Origin of the sequence: Sphingobium sp. ba1 (assembly GCF_000743655.1) — a bacterium.
Classification (GTDB): Bacteria; Pseudomonadota; Alphaproteobacteria; order Sphingomonadales; family Sphingomonadaceae; genus Sphingobium.
This window is the reverse complement of sequence record NZ_JPPQ01000086.1, coordinates 1-1,100: the sequence shown is the minus strand read 5'-3', so window position 1 is coordinate 1,100 and position 1,100 is coordinate 1. Positions and strand designations below refer to the sequence as shown.

1 protein-coding gene is annotated in these 1,100 nt (G+C 42.9%); it reads right to left on the bottom strand.

The annotated features are described in order from the left end of the window. Positions 1-120: 120 nt before the first annotated feature. The gene (gene aph(3')-Ia / locus IL54_RS23575) at positions 121-936 is read right to left on the bottom strand and encodes an aminoglycoside O-phosphotransferase APH(3')-Ia (protein WP_000018329.1); all 816 of its coding nucleotides are present in this window, start codon (positions 934-936) and stop codon (positions 121-123) included. Positions 937-1,100 lie beyond the last annotated feature (164 nt).

Below are 1,100 nucleotides of genomic sequence, written 5' to 3'. Positions count from 1 at the left end.
CGGGAAGATGCGTGATCTGATCCTTCAACTCAGCAAAAGTTCGATTTATTCAACAAAGCCGCCGTCCCGTCAAGTCAGCGTAATGCTCTGCCAGTGTTACAACCAATTAACCAATTCTGATTAGAAAAACTCATCGAGCATCAAATGAAACTGCAATTTATTCATATCAGGATTATCAATACCATATTTTTGAAAAAGCCGTTTCTGTAATGAAGGAGAAAACTCACCGAGGCAGTTCCATAGGATGGCAAGATCCTGGTATCGGTCTGCGATTCCGACTCGTCCAACATCAATACAACCTATTAATTTCCCCTCGTCAAAAATAAGGTTATCAAGTGAGAAATCACCATGAGTGACGACTGAATCCGGTGAGAATGGCAAAAGCTTATGCATTTCTTTCCAGACTTGTTCAACAGGCCAGCCATTACGCTCGTCATCAAAATCACTCGCATCAACCAAACCGTTATTCATTCGTGATTGCGCCTGAGCGAGACGAAATACGCGATCGCTGTTAAAAGGACAATTACAAACAGGAATCGAATGCAACCGGCGCAGGAACACTGCCAGCGCATCAACAATATTTTCACCTGAATCAGGATATTCTTCTAATACCTGGAATGCTGTTTTCCCGGGGATCGCAGTGGTGAGTAACCATGCATCATCAGGAGTACGGATAAAATGCTTGATGGTCGGAAGAGGCATAAATTCCGTCAGCCAGTTTAGTCTGACCATCTCATCTGTAACATCATTGGCAACGCTACCTTTGCCATGTTTCAGAAACAACTCTGGCGCATCGGGCTTCCCATACAATCGATAGATTGTCGCACCTGATTGCCCGACATTATCGCGAGCCCATTTATACCCATATAAATCAGCATCCATGTTGGAATTTAATCGCGGCCTCGAGCAAGACGTTTCCCGTTGAATATGGCTCATAACACCCCTTGTATTACTGTTTATGTAAGCAGACAGTTTTATTGTTCATGATGATATATTTTTATCTTGTGCAATGTAACATCAGAGATTTTGAGACACAACGTGGCTTTGTTGAATAAATCGAACTTTTGCTGAGTTGAAGGATCAGATCACGCATCTTCCCG